Origin of the sequence: Mesorhizobium sp. 1B3 (assembly GCF_050958605.1) — a bacterium.
GTDB lineage: Bacteria > Pseudomonadota > Alphaproteobacteria > Rhizobiales > Rhizobiaceae.
Map to the genome: position 1 here is coordinate 554,773 of NZ_JBJHDO010000001.1, position 18,967 is coordinate 573,739.

The following is an 18,967-nucleotide window of genomic DNA, read 5'->3' on the forward strand; positions in this document are numbered from 1 at the left end:
CGGTTCTTTCCGCAGTTCCTACAGGCCCAGCACGGCCTTGGCGATGATGTTTTTCTGGATCTCGTTCGAACCACCGTAGATCGAGACCTTGCGCGCGTTGAAATAGGTGGGCGCCGACTGGCTGCCGTAGCCCGGGCCGATGGGCGGCTCGTTCCAGCCTTCCTCCGTCTCGGGCTGGTAGGGCATGGCGTAGGGGCCCATGACCTCCATGAGCAGATGCGTCGTCGCCTGCTGGATCTCCGATCCCTTGATCTTGAGATAAGAGGAAGCCGGGTCGGGTTTGCCGGTATTGCCGCGCTTGGCGTCGGCGGCGACCACGCGCAATTGCGTCATCTCCAGCGCTTTCAGATCGATCTCCACCGAGGCAAGCTTCTCGCGGAATCGCTGGTCCTCGATCAGCGGCCGACCGCCCGACATTTCCTTGGCGGCTAGTTCGCGGATCCGTGCCACCCGCTGCTTGGACATGCCAATCCGGGCAATATTGGTGCGCTCGTTGCCGAGCAGGAACTTGGCGTAGTCCCAGCCCTTGTTCTCCTCGCCGACGAGGTTCCCGACCGGCACCCTCACGTCGGTGAGGAAGACCTCGTTGATCTCGCGGCCGCCATCCATGGTGACGATGGGGCGGACCTCGATGCCCGGCGTCTTCATGTCGATCAACAGGAAGGAGATGCCTTCCTGCTTCTTGGCTTCAGGATTGGTGCGGACAAGACAGAAGATCCAGTCGGCATATTGGGCGAGCGTCGTCCACGTCTTCTGGCCGTTGACGATATAGTGGTCCCCGTCACGCACGGCGCGCGTCTTCAGTGAGGCGAGATCGGATCCCGCGCCGGGTTCCGAAAAGCCCTGGCACCACCAGTCGTCGAGGTTGCGGATCGCCGGCAGGAAGCGTTCCTTCTGCGCGGCATTGCCGAAAGTGTAGATGACCGGACCGACCATATTGACGCCGAAGGCGAGCGGCTGGGGCGCCGGGTATTTCTGCAGCTCTTCCAGGAAGATATATTGCCGCATCGGGTCCCAGCCGGTGCCGCCATATTCGATCGGCCAATGCGCCGCCGCCCAGCCCTTCTTGTTGAGCACACGGGTCCAGGCGACATACTCCTCCTTGCCGACCATCTCGCCGTCGATCAGCTTCTGGCGCACATGTTCCGGCACATTGTCCCGGAAGAATTGGCGTACCTCCTCCCGGAAGGCGTTCTCTTCGTCCGTGAAGCGAAGATCCATGGTTTTCTCCTCGATGCATCCTCCCGCCAAGGGGAGATCAATTGATCTCGAACAGGCCGGCAGCGCCCATGCCGCCGCCGACGCACATGGTGACGACCGCGTATTTCACGCCCCGCCGCTTGCCTTCGATCAGCGCATGGCCGGCAAGGCGAGCGCCACTCATGCCGTAGGGATGGCCGACCGAGATGGCTCCGCCATCGACGTTGAGTTTCGCGGGGTCGATGCCGAGCCGGTCGCGACAATAGAGCACCTGGACGGCAAAGGCCTCGTTCAGTTCCCAAAGGCCGATGTCGTCGATCTTGAGGCCGTGGCGATCGAGCAGACGCGGCACCGCGAAGACCGGCCCGATGCCCATCTCGTCCGGCTCGCAACCGGCGACATTGAAACCGCGCAGGACGCCCAGCGGGGTAAGACCCCGCCGTGCAGCCTCCTTGTCGCTCATCATCACCGCGGCCGATGCGCCGTCGGAGAGCTGGCTGGCGTTGCCCGCGGTGATGGTGAAGCCTTCGCCGCGCACCGGTTTGAGCGCTGCAAGGCCTTGCGCCGTCGTGTCGGGACGCGGCCCTTCGTCATGGGCGAGCTCGAGCTCTTTGTGGCTGATCTCCTGGGTCTCCTTGTCGACGACCGCCATCACGGTGCGGATCGGCGCGATCTCCGCGTCGAAGCGGCCGGCCTCGCGAGCGGCGGCGACACGGCGCTGGCTTTCCAGCGCATATTCGTCCTGGCGCTCGCGGGAGATGCCGTACCGCTTCGCCACGACTTCGGCCGTATCGATCATCGGCATATAAACCTCCGGCTTCACCTTCATGAGCCGTTCGTCTATCAGCTTGAAGCTGTTTTGCTTGTCGTTCTGGACGAGACTGATCGATTCCAGGCCGCCGGCTATGCCTGCCTTGACGCCGTCATTGCGGATAGCGTTGGCGAGCAATGCCATGGCCTGCAGTCCGGAGGCACATTGCCGGTCGATCGTGGTTCCCGCGACAGTGACAGGAAGGCCGGCGGTCAGGAGCGCCCGTCGCGCGACATTGAGCCCGGTCGTTCCCTGCTCCATGGCGCAGCCCATCACCACATCCTCTATCTCACCGCCTTCGAGGCCGGAGCGGGTGAGCGCATGGGCGATGGCATGGCCGCCGAGAGTCGCGCCGGTAGTGTCGTTGAGCGCGCCGCGATAGGCCTTGCCGATCGGCGTGCGGGCGGTGGATACGATGACGGCGTCTGCCATGTTCTTCTCCTTATGAAGAGATCTTTGCCACCTTTGCGCGGGCGGCCTCTTCCTGTTTCAGTTCGAGTTTCGAAAGCTTGCCGACCGAAGTGCGCGGCAGGGCGGAGCGGATTTCCAGTGCCTTTGGCATCTCATGGCGTCCGAGCCGGCCTTCGAGGAAAACCGAGAGCGCCTCGAGCGTGAGGACGGGCGCGCCATCGCATAGCTTGACGAAGGCCTTGGCCGCTTCGCCGCGATAGTCGTCGGGAATCCCGATGACCAGGACTTCCTCGACATCCGGATGTTCGTAGATGGCCTGCTCGATCATCTGGGGATAGACGTTGTAGCCGCCCGAAATGATCATGTCCTTCTTGCGGTCGACGATGAAGAAGAAGCCGTCTTCATCCATGTAGCCGATGTCGCCGGTCAGGAATCCTCCGTCGGAGAAGGAGGCACGGGTCTCTTCCTCGCGGTTGAGGTAGCCTCTTGTCACATTGGCGCCGAAGGCGCGGATCTCGCCGACCTCGCCGGGAGGAAGCACGCGCTTGAGATCGTCGAGCGCGACAATGTCCAGATAGATGCCGGGCAGGGGAAGGCCGATCGTCCCCAGCTTGTCTGGCCGGTTCTTGGGGATGTTGGCCCCGGCCGGGGAGGTCTCCGTCATGCCCCAGCCTCCGAGAAGCTCGAGGCCCGTGAGCGCCTTGAGCTTGCGGGCGACTTCGACTGGCAGAGGCGCGCCGCCGGAGGCGCAGTAACGCAGGCTGGACAGATCGCGTTCCTCGAAACCGGGCAGCGAACAGATCGCTATCCACATCGTTGGAACGCCGGCAAGGATCGTAGCGCCCTGTTCGATCTCGTTGAGCGCGGTCTCTGCGTCGAAACGTGTGTGCATGACCAGTGTCTGCCCGTCGAACAGCGAGCGCAGCGTTACGGAAACCAACGCGTAGATGTGGAAGAGGGGGAGGAAAAGCAGGACGCGTTCCTCGCTGGGACGCGAGAGGTCCTCGGCTTGCGACCAGGCGTCATAGGCTGAGACCGCGGCCGACAGGTTCGCGTGAGTCAACATGGCGGCTTTCGGCAGGCCGGTCGTGCCGCCGGTATATTGCAGAAGCGCCAGATCATCGACGGCGACCGGAGGCAACTCCGCGACGGGCGGGCAAGAGGCGATAAAATCGGACCAGCGCGTCATGCCGACGCCGGATGGCATCGGGCCCGTCAGCGGCGAGGGCCCGAAGGCGGCATCGTCGCCGATGATCACGCGATCGATGAGGCCTTCGCGAAGAAGAGCGGCGGACTTGACGGCAAGGTCGCCGATATTGGTGGTGACGAGAGTCCGCGCGCCGCTGTCCGAAAGCTTGTGGGTAAGCATGCGGGGACTGTCGAGCGGGCTCAGATGGACGATGGTCGCCCCTGCCTTCATGGCGCCGAAGAAGGCATAGGGATGGTAGAGCGTGTTGGGCAGGAAGAGCGCGATACGGCTGCCCGGACCGAGACCAGCCGCAAGGAAAGCCGCCGCGGCTCGGTCGGCTTCCTCCCGCAGTTCGCCGTAGCTGATCGAATGGTCTCTGAAGACAAAAGCGGCCTTGTTGCCGAAACGCTCGGCTGAACGGTCAATGAGCGATCCGACCGCCCAGGTGCCGAGTTCGCGGTCGGGCGACATGCCCGACGGGTAGGACTTCGCCCAGGGCCAAGGCCCGGAGCAGCCCCGCGGGCCGGTCACGCGGCCGCCTCGCGGGCATCGGCGAAGGATCCACCGGAGGCGGCGAGCTTGCGCAGCAGTGGCGCTGGCCCGAACACGGCCTTCCCGGTTCGGCTGTGCCAATGGTCGAGCCGCTCGACGATCTTCGCGATCCCTTCCTTCTCGGCCCAGAACATCGGCCCACCCTTGCCGATCGGGAAGCCGTAGCCATTGACCCAGACGATATCGATGTCGGAAGCCCGGGCGGCGATGCCTTCCTCGAGGATGCGCGCACCTTCGTTGATCATCGGGTAGAGCGAGCGCTCGATGATCTCCTGGGATAAGATCGTGCGCCGTTCGATGCCGTGTTCGCGCGCCTTCTCCTCGATCAGCTTCAGCACCTCGGGATCGCTCTTGGGCGTCCGGCCATTCTCATAGAGATAGTAGCCCTTGCCGGTTTTTTGGCCGAACCGGCCCTGTTCGCAGAGCGGATCGGCGATGATCGCCTTCTTGCCGAGCGATTTGCGGTTTCGCCACCCGATGTCGAGACCAGCGAGGTCGCCCATCTGGAACGGCCCCATGGGCCAACCGAAGTCGGTGAACACCTTGTCGACCTCGGCCGGGCTTGCGCCTTCGAGCAGCAGGCTTTCCGCTTCCTCCGAGCGCGCCGCGAGCATGCGGTTGCCGACGAAGCCATGGCAGACGCCGACGACCACCGGCACCTTGCCGATGCGCTTGGCGACGGCGAGGGCCGTGGCCAGAACGTCCGGCGCGGTGTGCTTGCCGCGCACGATCTCAAGCAGCTTCATGACGTTGGCGGGCGAGAAGAAATGCATGCCCACCACGTCCTGCGGTCGAGATGTCGCTGCGGCGATCTCGTCGACGTCGAGGTACGAGGTGTTGGTGGCAAGCACCGCGCCTGGCCGGGCGATCTTGTCGAGCTTGCCGAACACGTCCTTCTTGACCGACATCTCCTCGAACACTGCCTCGACGATGATGTCGCAGCCGGCGAGATCGGCATAGTCGGTCGTGCCGGTGAAGAGCGCCATTCGCTGGGACTTGGCGTCTTCCGAGAGAGAGCCGCGCGAGACGGAGATCGAATAGTTCTTATCGATAGTGGCAAGGCCGCGATCGAGCGCTTCCCTGCTCATTTCCAGGAGCGTTACCGGAATGCCACCATTGACGAAGGACATGGCGATGCCGCCACCCATGGTGCCTGCCCCGATGATGCCGGCACGACGGATCTCACGGGCTTTGATGTCCTTGCCGACACCGTCGACCTTGGCGGCTTCCCGTTCGGCGAAGAAGAGATGGCGCTGCGCGCGCGATTGTTCGCCCGACACCAGGCGCATGAAGGCTTCGCGCTCGGCGGCGAGCGCCTCGTCGAAGGGCAGCGTGATCGCGTTGCGCACGGCTTGGGCGCAGGCGATCGGCGCTTCGAGCCCGCGCGCCTTCTTCGCAAGCTCGGAGGCCTCCGTGTCGAAGCGTGCAAGATCGGTATTCTCGATCTTTTCCCTTCGGTCGCGGACTGGCCTGAAAGGCCCGCCCGCTGCTACCCTCTCGCGGGCGAAAGCGATCGCATTGGCGACCAGATCCCGGTCATAGACCGCCTCGACCAGACCTCCCTCCAGGGCCGTTGCTGCATCGACGGGGGTACCGGAGACGATGACCTTCAGCGCCTTTTGCGGGCCGAGCAGGTAGGGTAGCCGAACTGTTCCCCCGGCGCCCGGAAGAAGACCGAGCTTCACTTCCGGCAGCCCCAGCTTCGCATCGCGAAGCGCCACGCGGAAATGGCAGCCGAGCGCCAGTTCGAGCCCACCGCCCAGGGCCGTGCCGTGGATCGCCGCCACGGTCGGTTTCGCGATCTTTTCCAGGGCAGCGATGATTTCGCCGAGAATAGGATGCTGCATGGGCTTGCCGAACTCGGTGATGTCGGCACCCGCGACGAAAGTGCGTCCGGCGCAGGTGAGTACGATGGCCGAGACGGATGCGTCGTCGCCCAGCTTCTCCAGGGCTTCCATCAGTGGAGCGCGCAGCCGGTGACTGAGTGCATTGACCGGCGGATTGTCCAGGGTGATGACGGCTATATCGGCGTCGCGGCTGACCGTGACCGGTTGATTCATTCTCTCCTCCCTGTCGGCGCCACGGCGCGAAGGCCGGGGCCGCTTCGGTTATTGGATCATGCGTAGCTGGCGGATTTCAGGAAACCGGCAATGAGGCTGGCGACCACGTCCGGCTTTTCGATGTTGGGCAGATGGCCGGCGCCTTCGACGATCCTGAAATCGGATCCCTGGATAAGGTCCGACGTGGAGCGCACGAGGTCAGGCGGGGTGGAGCCATCCTCGTCGCCGACCATCACCAACGTCGGCAGTTTGAGCGCCCGTGTCGATTCAGTCAGATCGGCATCGCGCAAGGCTGCACAAGTGCCGGCGTAGCCGTCGACGTCCGTGCGTGTGAGCATGGCGGTATAGCCCACGAAGTCTGGATTGCCGGGCGAGCGATAGGCCTCGGTAAACCAACGCTGCATGACGGCGTCGGCGATCGAGGCAATGCCATTGGTGGTGACCGCCCGAATCCGATCGTTCCACATCGCGGCGGTCCCGATCTTGTGGGCCGTATCGCAAAGGACGAGGGCAGCGATCTTGTCCGGATGCAAGGCTGCGATGCCTTGCGCGATGAGACCGCCGACCGAAAGGCCGACGACAGCCGCTCGAACGACGCCGAGATGATCGAGCAGCGCGGACAGATCGTCGACATGGTCGGAAAGGCGGTAGGGCGCTGGCGTGGCCTGCGAAAGCCCGTGCCCACGCTTGTCGTAGAGCACGATCCGGTAGTCCGCCTGAAGCTGTCCGACGACAGCGTCCCAGATTCGGAAATCGGTACCGAGCGAATTGGAGAAGACCAACCACGGCTTGCCTGTCGCGCCGCGAACTTCGTGATGAAGTACCACTCCGTTGACGCGTGCAAAAGCCATGCTGGAGCCCTCCTGTAATGCTACATACTACCGAGTATGTTGCAATCGCGAAGGCCGGTCAATCGCCGCCGCGGAATTTCCGCAGCGGCATTTTCGTCGGATTACGTCAGTGGAGGAACGGGTCGGGCAGATCCTTCCACAGCTCCGGCTGGAAACGTGGCGTATCGACGAGACAATCGTCCAATTCCGCCCGCAGACGGAGCTCGTTCATCGGATGGCAGCCGATGAAGACAATCTCCTGGCGGCGATCGCCCCAGACCGGATCGAGATTGTCGGCGATCGCGGCCATCCAGGCCGGATTGTCGGGCCATCGCTCTCTGGGTACGGACGACCACCACAGACCGCGCCGCTCCACACGAACCGACGGCCCGGCCTGGCTCACTTCGCCGACATGGTGCGGCCGGGTGGCCAACCAGAAGAAGCCCTTGGCGCGTACGACGCCGGGCCATTCCCGATCCAGAAAGGCACGGAACTTTAGCGGCTCGAAGGGGCGGCGGGCCCGGTAGACGAAGGAGCGGATTCCATATTCCTCGGTCTCCGGCACATGGTCGCGGAAGCCATTCAACTCCTTGAACCAGAGCGGGTGCTCCGCTGCCCTGATAAAGTCGAACCGCCCTGTGCCGAGTACCCTGTCAAGCGGCACCTTGCCGAAGTCGACCTCGACGAGATCGGCATCGGGATTAAGCGCACGCACGATCTTGCGGGCGGCCATCAGGTCGTCCGGCGTCGCCGACGCGATCTTGTTCAGCACGACCACGTCGGCGAATTCGATTTGGTCGACGATGAGATCGACCAGCGTCCGCTCGTCGCCGGGCCCCAGCGATTCGCCGCGATCGCGCAGGAAGTCGGCCGAGGAATAGTCGTGCAGGAGGTTCATGGCGTCTATGACCGTGACCATGGTGTCGAGACGCGCGACATCCGAGAGGCTCGCGCCGCTCTCGTCGCGGAACTCGAAGGTCGCGGCGACCGGGAGGGGCTCGGAGATACCCGTTGACTCGATCAGCAGATAGTCGAAACGCCCTTGCTCGGCGAGCGCACGGACTTCCTTCAGCAGGTCGTCGCGTAAGGTGCAGCAAATGCACCCATTCGACATCTCTACGAGCTTCTCGTCGGTCCTTGAAAGGTTTGTCCCGTCGCGCACCAGTTCGGCGTCGATGTTGATTTCGCTCATGTCGTTGACGATGACCGCGACACGCCGGCCGTCGCGATTGTTGAGGACATGGTTGAGCAAGGTGGTCTTGCCGGCGCCCAGGAAGCCGGAGAGAACGGTTACCGGTAGTCTTGTCATGTCGGCTCCTAATGCGCTTCGCCCGAGCCGCCGACTGCGACGACGTTGTAGGGCTTTCCTTCGACGGCGATCTCTCCGGATCTTGCGAAGGTCGCGGCGTCGACGAGGTGAATGACGCCCTTGAGGGGATCGGTCACCGCGATCTTGTCGCCGGCTACCGCGATCCGCGGACGCGGGTCGTTCCAATGGCCGTCCATGCTGTAGGGGTCGGTGAGTTGGAGCGTTCCGGCGATCTTACCGGCGACGACGTCGACGCGCGAAAGCTTGCCGTCCTCGGTGAACACATAGGCGAATTTCGGCCGGATCGGGTCGACCGCGAAATGCACCCGCCGGGTCGGCAGTTCGATGAGCCGGAAAGGCTGTTCGCTTTCGGGCTCGACGAGGACCACGGCATCGGGTCTGTAGTTGCCGAGGAAATATTGCAGTCCCTTGCCACCGACCAAGGTCGTAGACTTGCCTTCGGGCAAGTCCTTTCCATAGGGCAGAAAATTGAACGACGGCCCTTGTGCGCCGGATCTGACGATCAGCAACCCGCTGGAGCAGGCGACCGCCACGAGATTGCCGGAGGCAGCCGCTCCATGCAGGTCGGGGCATTCATGAAGTTCGCCGACCGTCGCGCCGGCTTCATCGAGGACCCGCAAGCCGATGGGCAACTCGTCAGCCGGCTTGTCCCGGTGTGGTTCGGTCACGAGTACGTGGTCGCCAAAAGCGGCGGCGAAACCGTGATGTGGCGACGGCGCCGTCACCTCTCGAATGTCGGGTGTTCCCTCGATCATTGACTTTTCCGTGACGATGCGGGCGGCACCCTCGCCGTCCAAGAAGATGGCGATCTCTCCCTTTCGGTCGAAGAAATGGACCGGCTTTTTGCCGGCGATTTCTGAAGACAGAAGCCGCGGTCCCTCGATCGTTATGTCGCCGTGGTCCCCATGGTCGCTGAGCGAGATGCCGCTCGATATGACGGAGACGACGTCGGCGTCACGCTGAACGGCGAAAACCGTGCTGCCGCTCTCGCTTGAATAAAGCCGCGCCGGGCTCTTGATCTCGAAGCGGTCGAGCGTTTTGCCGGTCGTAGCGTCGATCGCCTGCACAAGCGGCTGGGCGTGATCGGCGACGAAGAGACGCCAGGTGGTGTTTTCGTCGGCGAGCGCCTGGGTTGCTGCCAACGTGATGCCCAGGCAGAGAGTTGCCCTGGAAATATCGAGCATGATGGTCTCCTTAATGTAATAACGTAACATTGATCGGCCAAGCTAGATGGGCTTCCGCCCCACCTTTCGGCGGAGCTTTGCCGTCAGCCGCGTCCGAGCGGTATCTCAGCTCCCGAGGATCGCGCCCTTGATGGTCGAGACGTTGTGGCGCATCAGGTCGATATAGGTTGCGGCGTCGCCTTCGGGGCGCGACAGCGCGTCCGAATAAAGCGTCCCGCCGATCTTGAGGCCCGTCTCATTCGCGATCTGCTCGACCAGCCGCGGGTTCGTGACGTTTTCGAGCAGGATTGCGGACGCCTTGTCTTCCCTGACCTGCCGGATCAGCTTTGCGACGTCCGCCGCCGATGCTTCGGCCTCGGTCGAGATGCCCTCCGGCGCAAGGAAGGTGAGGCCGTACGCGTGTTCGAAGTAGCCGAAGGAATCGTGCGAGGTGATGACTACCCGCTTATCCCCAGGGATGGATGCGATCGCCTCCTTCACCTCGGCGTCGGCCGCATCCAGCTTTCCGCTGTAGGCTGTAGCATTCGCTCGGTAGATGTCGCAGCCGGCAGCGTCCGCGGCGCAGAAAGCGTCGGCGATATTCTTCACGTAGATCTTCGCGTTGGCGATGGACTGGAAGGCGTGGGGATCATAGTCGCCATGGTGATGATGCTCTTCATGTTCGTTGCCATGATGCTCGTCTTCCCGCATCTTGAGCGGCTCGATGCCCTTGGTGAGCTCCACGACGGTAGCCTTGGTGCCGCTCGCCTCGACGAGCCGCGACAGGAAACCTTCGAAGCCGAGCCCGTTGACGAGGACCACCTGCGCTTCGGCCATCGTCGAGGCGTCGGCGGGCTTGGGCTCGTAAACATGGGCGTCGCCGTCAGGGCCGACCAGCGTCGTGAGGTCGATCCGGTCGCCGCCGACATTCCTCGCGAAATCGCCAATGATGGAGAAGCTCGCCACGACCTTCAGCCCTTCAGCGGACGCGGCCGACAGACTGAAGGGGGTTAATGTTATAACGCTCGCGAGCGCCGCAAGCTTGAGGGTTTTGAGCATGAGTGTCTCCGTATTTACGCGGTGCGATGACGGTGTCGGACGAAGCGTGCGCGAAGGATGCCGCGTGTGCCCAAGATCATGGAAAGAAGATAGACGGCGCCGGCCGACAGGATGATTGCCGGGCCTGACGGCAGCGACGCGTGGTAGGAAAGCAGCAGGCCGGCGACGGAGGCAGAGAAGCCGATAGCGATCGCGAGCGCGCACATGGTTTCCACACGGCTGGTCCAGAAACGCGCCGCCGCGGCCGGCAGCATCATCAGCCCGACCGACAGCAGCGTCCCCAGCGCCTGGAAGCCGCCGACCAGATTGAGCACGACGAGGCCGAGGAAAATGAAATGGACGGGCGTGCCGAGGCGGCTGACCGAACGCAGGAAAAGCGGATCGAGACATTCCGCGACGAGGGCGCGCCAGAAAATAGCGAGTGCGACGAGGGTGGTGCCGGTGATCAGCGTGATGAGGCGCAGCGCATCGTCGTTGAGCGCGAGAACCGTGCCGAAGAGCACATGCATGAGATCGACGCTCGACCCGCGCAGGGATACGATCAGCACGCCGAGCGCCAGCGAGATCAGATAGAAGGCCGCCATCGATGCGTCCTCCTTCTGGACGGTGAGGCGTGACACCGCGCCGGCGCCGAGCGCAACCACGACGCCGGCGATCAGGCCGCCCACCGTCATCGGCACGATCTGAAGGCCGTAGAGCAGGAAGCCGGTGGCGGCGCCGGGCAGGATGGCATGTGCCATGGCGTCACCGGTCAGGCTCATACGTCGGAGCATCAGGAAAACGCCCACGGGGCAGGAACTGAGCGACAACAGCAGCGAGCCCAGCAGCGCGCGCTGCATGAACCCGAACTCGACGAAAGGGGAAATCAACAGATCGTACATGGGTTCAGGCCGCCGGCGAATGGTCGTGGCCGTGATGATGCCCATGCTGGTGCCCGTGCCGGTGACCGTGGGCAGGATCGTGGCCAGGTCCATCGGTCTCGCACCAGGGTGCGTCGTCGTGCCAGGCCTCGTCGAAACGACGGGCGCGCAACAGGTTTTCCGGACGCAATGTTTCGGCGGTGCCGCCCCAGGCGATGGGCCGGCGTGCCATCAGCAGCGTTTCCGGGAAATGCTTGCGCACGAGATCGAGATCGTGAACGACCACCATGACCGTGCGGTTCTCGGCGTGCCATCTCTTGATGAGCGCGATCAGATCGCCGACGGTCTTGCTGTCGATGGCATTGAACGGTTCGTCGAGCAGGATCAGTTCGGCATCCTGCAGCAGCACCCGGGCAAAAAGCGCGCGCTGCAACTGGCCGCCGGACAGGGTGTCGATCGGCCGGTTTTCGAAGCCTTCCAGCCCCACCGCCGTCAGCGCCTTGGCCAGCTCGGCGCGGTCTTCCCTGGTGATCCGTCCGAGCAGGCCCCGCTTCGGCCATAGGCCGAGCGAGACAAGATCGACGACTCGGGCCGGGAAGCTGCGATCGAGTTCGGATTGCTGCGGCAGATAAGCGATGCGCACATCCTTCGCGATCGCGCAGGCGCCCGCCATCGGCTTCAACGAGCCCACGATACCTTTGATCAAGGTCGATTTGCCCGAACCATTGGCGCCGACCACGGCCGTCAGCGAACCGGACTTCACCGTACCGCTGAGATGATGGACCGCGGGATGGCTGTTGTAGCCGAGCGTCAGGTCACGAAAAGTCAGACAGGCATTGGTCATCGGGACCGTCTCGGTTTGAGGGCTCCATCCCCGAATTCTGGATATGTAATACCATAACATCTGTCAAGCCGAGATCGCGCCTGTCCACCAAGTGCCGCGCGCCCGCCTTGTCACGGCTTGCCGGACGGTTGATAAGGCGGACCTCTGGGGAGCTGGAATCGTTGGACGCGGCGCTCTCACCCGCGCGATTCCGATCCTGAACGGCACCAGTAGAAGGAAGAACTTTCATGACCATTCGTCGCATCGAAGCAGGACCTCGCATGAGCCAGGCCGTGATCCACGGCAACACCGTCTACCTCGCCGGTCAGGTCGGTACGCCGGGCAAAAGCGTAGCCGAGCAGACTCAGGATATTCTTGCCACGATCGAGCGCCTGCTGAAGGAAGCCGGTTCGGAAAAATCCAAGATCCTGCAGGCGACGATCTGGCTCGCCGACATGGCTGACTTCGCCGAGATGAACTCGGTCTGGGACAAGTGGGTCGACGGCCCCAACGCGCCTGCCCGCGCCACCGGCGAGGCCAAGCTTGCCACGCCCGAGTACAAGGTCGAGATCATCGTCGTCGCGGCCCTCTAAGCCGGAAGGAACGAGCTCTACGTCCTGAGTCGGGAATGGAGCCAAAGCCAGGCGCCTGGCGGCGCCCGGCCGGCCACCTCGAGATGGCCGGCCGAGAACATGATGGCCAGACTACGCGTGCGACACAGCACTTTCTGCGTGGCGACGTTCCTACATGCGCTGGTTCTTGGGAAGCGGCAGGGCGGCGCGGTCCTTCGGTACGATATTACAACCTTCAGACGAAAATATTAGAGTGACGGCAACCGATAGAAGGTGGTCGTCGGCAAACTCTGCAGCCTTGGACCGAACTCCAACAAGCGTGGTGCGGGCTGGCCGTTTTCAGTTTGTCCACGGGAACCCGAGAATCATTAAGGTGTGCAATTTCTAAGTTCATGGGGGCGGAATTGGCTGTTTCTGACGAGGCGCGATCTGACGATGATCCCGAGATCATCAGGAGGTACCAGGAATCACGAGAGATGTTTTTGTCCGGCGATACAGCCGGAGCCATCGAAGTTCTGAAAGAGCTTGCAGATCTGGAGGTGCCCCAGGCCCAATACATGTTGGGTAACATCTATCTGCATGCGGCTGTCGATGCACCCGAGCCCGCGGCAGCCCTTCAATATTTTCTGGCCGCCGCGGCCGGCGACTTTCCTCCAGCCTTCGGCGGCCTCGGAGACCTGTACTATTCTGGGGTCGGCGTGGAGAAATCTATCGAGAAGGCGATCGGATATTATTCTGAGGGAGCTAAGCGTCAGGACGTGCACTCCTTGGAGTTTCTCGCGGACTTCCTGACAAACGGAGAGCATTGCAAGCCGAACCACGAGCTTGCCTTGCCCGCCTTTCACGACGCGGCCAGACTTGGTTCTGCCTTCGCTCTCAGGAGACTTGGTCTCTACTATTGGGAGGGGAAGGAGGTCGAGCAAGACCTGAAGCGTGCGGCAGGGCTCTTGGAAGCATCCGCCGAAATGGGGGACGAGTACGCAGCCTACAATTTGGCCCAGATGTACGACACCGGAAACAGCGCCCTGGCCATGGATGTCGGCAAGGCTATCCAATTGTTTATGGTCGCGGCCGAGAAAGGGGTGGAGCCGGCGCTTCACAATCTCGGTGTATGCTATTCGCGAGCTGACTATTCAAGGCAAGACTTGGCGCTTGCTGCCCATTGGTTCCACAACGGGGCCGAAAAAGGGCTGAAGCTCTCGATGGAGAGCCTGGCACGGATCTATGCTTCGGGCGAGGGCGTGGAAGTGGATCCCGGCAAAGCCGCATATTGGAGGCGTCGGGCGGCTGACGCCGTGGAGTAGGCCGCGCAACATCGCCCTCGATGAAGTGGTTTGCCGGCCGAAGCAGGTATTTCCTATTCCCCAGGCGGTGAGAACCGAGCCACGAGTCGGTGGTCGTTGCCCGGATAGATCAGCCTGACGTGGGTGATGGGGCGTTCGGCATTCCAGGTTTTTCGTTCGACGACAAGGCAGGCCGCGCCCGGTGCAATGCCGAGGATGGAGGCGGTTGCCCCACCCGCTTCCGTCGCGCTGATAGCGTGTTCGGCGGCGCTCCACGGTACGCGTGCTGTCAGCCATGGCCCCGGGGCGGTCTCGTCGAAGGCTTCATCCCCCGCTTCGGGAACCGCAGCGAGATTGATCAGGCGTTGCTCGAGACAAAACGGCCGCTCGCCCGCGAAGTGGCGGCACAGGAGTTCCAGCACGGAACCCCCTGAGAAACCGAGTTGCCGCCTGTCCTCCGCGATGGCCCTGCGACGGTGGCGTTCGAGACGCTCGTAGCGATAGGGGAGGCCGAGTGCCTCGACTTCGGTCCCGATGTCATGAATCTCCAGGATCGCCGCCTGCGACTTTGGCCGCGTGACGAAGCTGCCGGAGCGGCGGCGTCTTTCGATCAGCCCTGCCTTGGCAAGCTGCGACAGCGCCTTGTTCACCGTCATGCGGGAACATCCGTATTCGGCGGTCAGCTCATGCTCGAAAGGGATACGGAAACCCGGCGGCCACGCGCCTGAGAGTATGCACTCGCGAATATCCTCGAGAATTCGCTGGTGCAGCGACTGCAGAGGCGCCTCCATGTCCATGATCTAGTCCCTGCACGCGAGATCCCTTATCGCCGAACGGTAGCGTCCGACGATGCTTTCACGCAAACGGTGGCGCTGGCCTTCCACCAGTTTCTTGCCTCGCCCGGCGAAGATCCGTGCATCGATCAAGGTGGCGTAGCAAACGAAAAAAGAGGCGGCACGAAAGCGCCACCTCTCCTCGAGTTTTGCGTAGCGGCAGGCTACTCGGCGGCTTCGACCTTGATCACGCCGCGACGGATCTGGTCTTCTTCGATGGACTCGAACAGGGCCCGGAAATTGCCTTCGCCGAAACCTTCGTCGCCCTTCCTCTGGATGAACTCGAAGAAGATCGGACCGATCACGGTCTTGGAGAAGATCTGCAGCAGGATCTTGGTCATCCCGCCGTTCACCACGCCTTCGCCATCGATCAGGATGCCATGCTTCTTCATGCGGTCGATCGGCTCGTCATGGCCATTCACGCGAGCATGTGACCTCTCGTAGTAGGTGTCCGGCGGGCCGGGCATGAATTTCAACCCGTTTCCGGCAAGCTGGTCCGTCGAACCGTAGATGTCGTCCGTGCCGACGGCGATGTGCTGGATGCCTTCGCCCTTGTATTTCCTGAGATACTCCTCGATCTGGCTGGTGTCGTCCTTGGACTCGTTCAGCGGGATGCGGATTTTGCCGCAAGGCGAGGTGATGGCGCGGCTGACCAGCCCGGTGATCCTGCCGTCAATGTCGAAATAGTGGATCTGCTTGAAGCCGAACAGCTCGCGATAGAAGGCCCACCACTTGTCCATGTTTCCGCGATAGACATTGTGGGTGAGGTGATCGAGGTAGTAGAACCCGACACCCGCGGGCTTGGGGTTGCGCTCGCCCAGCCATTCGAACTCGGCGTCGTAAGCCGAGCCTTTGTCGCCATAGGTTTCGACGAAATAGAGAAGCGACCCTCCTATTCCGACGATCGCCGGCACGTCGAGAGCCTTGTCGTTTCCCTCATAGGGCGTGGCGCCCTTCGAAACAGCGTGCTCGAAGGCATGTTTCGCGTCGACCACACGCCACGCCATGGAGGGGGCGCATGGCCCGTGCTTTTCCACGAAACGCATGGCATGCGATCCCGGCTCCGCGTTCACCACATAGTTTATGTCGCCCTGCCGCCAGACCGTAATGTTCTTGGACTTGTGTTTGGCGACCGGTGTGTAGCCCATGCGCCTGAACAATTCGGAGAGTTTCTCGGGTTCGTGATGGGCAAATTCGACGAATTCGAAACCGTCCGTGCCGGCTGGATTGGTCTTGCTGATGGTGGCGGGCGGCGCGTCGTGCGGAAAGGGACCCATGATATCCTCCTGTCATGCGCGGTAAGTCCGCGGTTCGCTCCGAGACTTTTTCCAATTATACTCTCCATGCCCCGCAAGATGCGTGCGAATGGTTGGAAAAAATGGAGGTTCTCCATAGAAGTCATGCACGTTTCTAGTGATGGATGCTCAAATTCCGCATGTTTGACGCGATGGGTGCACAGATCCGATGTCTGGTGGATGTTCCCGGCTCGCCTTTCTGGTTGATGGTTGCATTTTCAATCGTTACGAATGCAACGAATTTGATAAAATGACGCCTTCGGGCGCTGGAGGAGCATCATGGCCTATTCCTATATGCCGGGCTTCGGCAACGACTTCGAAACCGAAAGCCTTCCCGGCTCGCTGCCGCAAGGACGTAACTCGCCGCAGCGGCCGGCCTATGGTCTTTATGCCGAGCAGTTCTCCGGGTCTCCCTTCACCGCGCCGCGCGGCACCAATGAGCGGTCCTGGCTCTATCGTATCCGTCCGAGCGTGAAGCACACGGCGCGTTTCAGGCAGATCCAGTACGCGCAATGGAAATCGGCGCCCAATATCGGTGATCATGAATTGGCGCTCGGTCAGTTGCGCTGGAACCCGCCGGCCATGCCCAATGCCGAAACGGACTTCATCGCCGGCATCCGGACGATGACGACAGCGGGCGACGTCTTCACCCAAGCCGGAATGGCCGCGCACATCTACGTCGCCAACAAGGACATGGTGGACGACCATTTCTTCAATGCCGACGGCGAACTTCTCGTCGTGCCACAGGAGGGCGGCGTCCGCTTCCTCACTGAAATGGGCGTGATCGAGGCGCATCCTGGCGAGATCGTCGTCCTGCCGCGTGGCCTCGTCTTCAAGGTCGAGCTGATCGATGGTTCGGCGCGGGGCTATATGTGCGAGAATTACGGCGCCAAGTTCGCGCTGCCCGATCGCGGGCCGATCGGCGCCAACTGCCTCGCCAACCCCCGCGACTTCAAGACGCCGGTCGCCTGGTTCGAGGAAAAAGACACGCCCTGCCGGCTGATCGTCAAATGGTGCGGCCAGTTCCATGTCACCGAGATCGGCCATTCGCCCCTCGACGTGGTGGCCTGGCACGGCAATTACGCGCCATACAAATACGACCTGTCGACCTACTCGCCTGTCGGTGCGATCCTCTTCGATCATCCCGATCCGTCGATCTTCACCGTGCTGACGGCACCCTCGGGCGAAGAGGGCACCGCCAATATCGACTTCGTCATCTTCCCGCCGCGCTGGTTGGTGGCGGAAAACACTTTCCGGCCACCCTGGTACCACCGCAACATCATGAGCGAGTTCATGGGGCTGATCCGCGGCAAGTACGACGCCAAGGAAGAAGGTTTCGTGCCCGGCGGCGTCAGCCTGCACAACATGATGCTGGCGCATGGTCCGGACGCGGATGGCTACGAAAAGGCTTCGCAGGTCGAGCTGAAGCCGGTGAAGCTCGAAAACACCATGGCATTCATGTTCGAGACGCGCTTTCCCCAGATGCTCACGCGCTACGCGGCCGAGACCGAAGCACGCCAGGACAATTACATCGATTGCTGGAGCGGGCTGAAAAAACGCTTCAACGGCACGATCGAGGGCGATTGGAGTTGATGCGGCCGCCCACCGGTCTAAGCTGGACTGCTCCGTTGCGAACTGACGGGCCTCGATAACTCCAAGGGCAGGAAGCCATATGAAGCTTGCATCTCTGAAGAATGGAAAGCGTGACGGAAGACTCGTTGTCGTCTCGCGCGATCTGACGCGTTACACCGACGCTTCCTTTCTGGCCCCGACCCTGCAGGCGGCGCTCGACGACTGGAGGCGCATCGCCCCGCATCTCGCCGCACTGTCGGAAACGCTGGAGCATGGCTCCGTGCCGTCGGAGCGTTTTCACGAGCACGACGCGGTTTCGCCATTGCCGCGAGCCTATCAATGGGCCGACGGCTCAGCCTATGTGAACCATGTCGAGCTTGTCCGGAAGGCGCGCAACGCCGAAATGCCTGAGAGTTTCTGGACCGATCCGCTGATGTATCAGGGCGGCAGCGATGCTTTCCTCGCCCCGCGCGATCCGATCCGCATGGCCGACGAAGCCTATGGCATCGACATGGAGGGCGAGGTCGCCGTCGTCGTCGACGACGTGCCGATGGGGGCGAGCGTCGATGAGGCACGCGAGGCAATCCGGCTCGTCATGCTGGTCAATGACGTTTCGCTGCGCGGGCTCATCCCGGCCGAGCTCGCAAAGGGTTTCGGTTTCTTCCAGTCCAAGCCGTCCTCCGCCTTCTCGCCGGTTGCCGTCACGCCGGACGAACTTGGCGATGCCTGGGACGGCGGCAAGGTCCATCTGCCGCTGAGCGTCGACTTGAACGGCAAGCCGTTCGGCCGCGCCAATGCCGGTGTCGACATGACCTTCGACTTTCCGACGCTCGTCGCCCATGCAGCCAAGACGCGCCCGCTTTGTGCCGGAACGATCGTCGGTTCGGGCACGGTATCGAACAAGCTCGACGGCGGACCGGGCAAACCGGTGGCGGAAGGTGGCGCGGGATATTCCTGCATCGCCGAGATCCGCATGATCGAAACGATCAACGAGGGGCGGCCGACGACGCCCTTCATGCGCTTCGGCGATACTGTGCGCATCGAGATGAAGGACAAGGCCGGTCACTCGATCTTTGGCGCGATCGAGCAGACGGTCGAGAAATACAGCAAGGAGCAGTAACGGA

At 62.5% G+C, this 18,967-nt stretch carries 16 protein-coding genes; 4 read left to right on the forward strand and 12 right to left on the reverse strand.

What is annotated here, in order from left to right:
• Positions 1-18: 18 nt before the first annotated feature.
• From pimC to aztA, 10 genes are all read right to left on the reverse strand, one after another.
• Positions 19-1,221, reverse strand: coding sequence for a pimeloyl-CoA dehydrogenase large subunit (pimC, locus tag ACCO56_RS02585; RefSeq protein ID WP_433637323.1), 1,203 nt, complete (start codon positions 1,219-1,221; stop codon positions 19-21).
• Between the two features lie 37 nt (positions 1,222-1,258).
• Entirely contained in the window at positions 1,259-2,443 is a 1,185-nt protein-coding gene (locus tag ACCO56_RS02590; protein ID WP_433637325.1) for an acetyl-CoA C-acyltransferase, read from the reverse strand.
• Positions 2,444-2,453: 10 nt separating this feature from the next.
• A complete protein-coding gene (locus ACCO56_RS02595) occupies positions 2,454-4,082 on the reverse strand; it encodes an AMP-binding protein (RefSeq protein ID WP_433638313.1) in 1,629 nt (542 codons plus the stop codon).
• A 56-nt stretch (positions 4,083-4,138) separates the two neighbouring features.
• Positions 4,139-6,223, reverse strand: a complete 2,085-nt coding sequence (locus ACCO56_RS02600) for a 3-hydroxyacyl-CoA dehydrogenase NAD-binding domain-containing protein (RefSeq protein WP_433637327.1) — start codon at positions 6,221-6,223, stop codon at positions 4,139-4,141.
• A 56-nt stretch (positions 6,224-6,279) separates the two neighbouring features.
• On the reverse strand, positions 6,280-7,074 hold the full coding sequence (gene pcaD, locus ACCO56_RS02605; RefSeq protein WP_433637329.1) for a 3-oxoadipate enol-lactonase: 795 nt from the start codon (positions 7,072-7,074) through the stop codon (positions 6,280-6,282).
• A 106-nt stretch (positions 7,075-7,180) separates the two neighbouring features.
• Positions 7,181-8,362 (reverse strand): zinc metallochaperone GTPase ZigA, encoded by a 1,182-nt coding sequence (gene zigA, locus ACCO56_RS02610; protein WP_433637331.1) that lies wholly within the window; start codon positions 8,360-8,362, stop codon positions 7,181-7,183.
• An 8-nt stretch (positions 8,363-8,370) separates the two neighbouring features.
• Positions 8,371-9,567, reverse strand: coding sequence for a zinc metallochaperone AztD (aztD, locus tag ACCO56_RS02615; protein WP_433637332.1), 1,197 nt, complete (start codon positions 9,565-9,567; stop codon positions 8,371-8,373).
• 105 nt (positions 9,568-9,672) lie between these two features.
• Positions 9,673-10,605, reverse strand: a complete 933-nt coding sequence (gene aztC, locus ACCO56_RS02620) for a zinc ABC transporter substrate-binding protein AztC (RefSeq protein WP_433637334.1) — start codon at positions 10,603-10,605, stop codon at positions 9,673-9,675.
• A gap of 14 nt (positions 10,606-10,619) precedes the next feature.
• Positions 10,620-11,486, reverse strand: coding sequence for a zinc ABC transporter permease AztB (gene aztB, locus ACCO56_RS02625; RefSeq protein WP_433638315.1), 867 nt, complete (start codon positions 11,484-11,486; stop codon positions 10,620-10,622).
• Between the two features lie 4 nt (positions 11,487-11,490).
• Positions 11,491-12,309, reverse strand: a complete 819-nt coding sequence (aztA, locus tag ACCO56_RS02630; protein WP_433637336.1) for a zinc ABC transporter ATP-binding protein AztA — start codon at positions 12,307-12,309, stop codon at positions 11,491-11,493.
• Between the two features lie 227 nt (positions 12,310-12,536).
• On the opposite strand from aztA, the gene ACCO56_RS02635 reads away from it, so the two are divergent.
• Together ACCO56_RS02635 and ACCO56_RS02640 are read left to right on the forward strand one after the other, a co-directional pair.
• Positions 12,537-12,881, forward strand: coding sequence for a RidA family protein (locus ACCO56_RS02635; RefSeq protein ID WP_433637338.1), 345 nt, complete (start codon positions 12,537-12,539; stop codon positions 12,879-12,881).
• Between the two features lie 371 nt (positions 12,882-13,252).
• Entirely contained in the window at positions 13,253-14,164 is a 912-nt protein-coding gene (locus ACCO56_RS02640; protein ID WP_433637340.1) for a tetratricopeptide repeat protein, read from the forward strand.
• A 53-nt stretch (positions 14,165-14,217) separates the two neighbouring features.
• Here the strand turns inward: ACCO56_RS02640 and hutC are convergent, their stop codons facing one another.
• Both hutC and hppD read right to left on the reverse strand, forming a co-directional pair.
• Positions 14,218-14,940, reverse strand: coding sequence for a histidine utilization repressor (gene hutC, locus ACCO56_RS02645; protein WP_433637341.1), 723 nt, complete (start codon positions 14,938-14,940; stop codon positions 14,218-14,220).
• Positions 14,941-15,140: 200 nt separating this feature from the next.
• Complete coding sequence (gene hppD / locus ACCO56_RS02650; protein ID WP_433637343.1) at positions 15,141-16,253, reverse strand: 4-hydroxyphenylpyruvate dioxygenase; 1,113 nt, start codon at positions 16,251-16,253, stop codon at positions 15,141-15,143.
• Between the two features lie 297 nt (positions 16,254-16,550).
• Between hppD and hmgA the strand changes: the two genes are divergently transcribed.
• On the forward strand, positions 16,551-17,864 hold the full coding sequence (hmgA, locus tag ACCO56_RS02655) for a homogentisate 1,2-dioxygenase (RefSeq protein WP_433637345.1): 1,314 nt from the start codon (positions 16,551-16,553) through the stop codon (positions 17,862-17,864).
• Positions 17,865-17,943: 79 nt separating this feature from the next.
• The gene (locus tag ACCO56_RS02660; RefSeq protein ID WP_433637346.1) at positions 17,944-18,963 is read left to right on the forward strand and encodes a fumarylacetoacetate hydrolase family protein; all 1,020 of its coding nucleotides are present in this window, start codon (positions 17,944-17,946) and stop codon (positions 18,961-18,963) included.
• Positions 18,964-18,967: the final 4 nt, after the last annotated feature.